This is a genomic window from Mesorhizobium sp. M7A.F.Ca.MR.148.00.0.0, from assembly GCF_003997735.1.
Classification (GTDB): Bacteria; Pseudomonadota; Alphaproteobacteria; order Rhizobiales; family Rhizobiaceae; genus Mesorhizobium.
On record NZ_RZTB01000307.1, the window covers coordinates 1 to 973 of the forward strand.

Consider the following 973-nt stretch of genomic DNA (forward strand, 5'->3'; position numbering starts at 1 on the left):
GCCGGCCAAGGAGCGGACGATCAGTTCAAAGCCGCGCGCGGGTGAAAAGATACCGGTCAACACGCCGACGACCATCCATGGACTGCTGGAGTTCGAGAACGGTGCCGTTATAACGCTCAACACCAGCTGGGACGTCTGGGCCCACGGCCACGCGCCGATGGAACTCTATGGCGAGGCGGGTACGGTGTTCGTGCCGGACCCGAACTTCTTCGGTGGTGACGTTCGCTTCACCGACGCGGCCAAGCCGGTCAAGAAGCTGCCGAACTGGCCGCATCCGTTCGGCGTACCCAACGAGATGCATTCGCAAGGCATGATGGCCAACTACCGCACATCGGGCCTCGCCGACATGGCAGTGGCGATCGCGGAAGGCCGGCCGCACCGCTGTTCGATGGAGCTGGCGCTGCACGCCGTCGACGTGATGACCGGCCTGTTGCGCTCCGGCGAAACCGGCAAGTTCGTCGCCATGCAGACCACCTGCGAACGGCCGGCCGCACTTGGCGTCAAGGAAGCCAAGGCGCTTTTGGCGAAGAAGAAATAGGGCAGCACACCTCAACCCTCTCCCCGTTCCGACGGAGAGAGGGTAAGGGTGAGGGGCAGAGCCAACTCGCCGCGTTGTCGCGATGCAGCCGACCGGCTCGCTTCCATTTGAGGATTTTCCGATGCCCTACACGCCTGCCGAAAACCGCTATGAAAAGATGATCTACAACCGCTGTGGCCGCTCCGGCCTGAAGCTGCCGGCAATCTCGCTCGGCCTATGGCATAATTTCGGCAACGACACGCCGCACAGGACCAAGCAGGCGATCGCGCGCAAGGCCTTCGACCTCGGCATCACGCATTTCGACCTCGCCAACAATTACGGTCCGCCGCCCGGTTCTGCCGAAACCGCCTTCGGCGAGATCCTGCGCACCGATTTCGCCGCCTACCGCGACGAGCTGATCATCTCGACCAAGGCCGGCTACGAGATGTGGGCCGG

Annotated in this window: 1 protein-coding gene and 1 pseudogene; both read left to right on the forward strand. The window is 63.3% G+C overall.

The window, feature by feature from the left end; genetic code table 11:
• A pseudogene (locus EOB49_RS34150) lies at positions 1–538 on the forward strand (gfo/Idh/MocA family oxidoreductase); the annotation flags it as partial.
• A gap of 121 nt (positions 539–659) precedes the next feature.
• A partial coding sequence (locus EOB49_RS34155) for an aldo/keto reductase (RefSeq protein WP_206526193.1) occupies positions 660–973 on the forward strand: 314 nt, incomplete at its 3' end.